The sequence below is a fragment of the Streptomyces sp. TRM70350 genome (assembly GCF_019219825.1).
In the GTDB taxonomy this organism is placed as follows: domain Bacteria; phylum Actinomycetota; class Actinomycetes; order Streptomycetales; family Streptomycetaceae; genus Streptomyces.
Map to the genome: position 1 here is coordinate 1 of NZ_JAHUXH010000145.1, position 265 is coordinate 265.

The following is a 265-nucleotide window of genomic DNA, read 5'->3' on the forward strand; positions in this document are numbered from 1 at the left end:
TGGGGCCCAGTTGAGAATCACGGACGCGGACGGCATGCGGATCACCTGTTTCGCCACCGATACTCCCGACCGGCCGATCGCCGAACTTGAGCTCCGTCACCGGCTGCGGGCCCGCGCCGAGGACCGGATCCGGGCCGGGCGTTCGACCGGGCTTCGGAACCTGCCTCTGCACGACACCGCACAGAACCAGGTCTGGCTGGAGATCGTCCAGCTCGCGCTCGACCTGCTGGCCTGGATGCCCATGCTTGCCCTGACCGGCCAGGCC

The 265-nt window shown here is 69.1% G+C and carries 1 protein-coding gene; it reads left to right on the forward strand.

The features are described 5' to 3' along the window. Positions 1-265: transposase (locus KWI83_RS37965; RefSeq protein ID WP_218518912.1), on the forward strand; the 265-nt coding region annotated here is incomplete at both ends.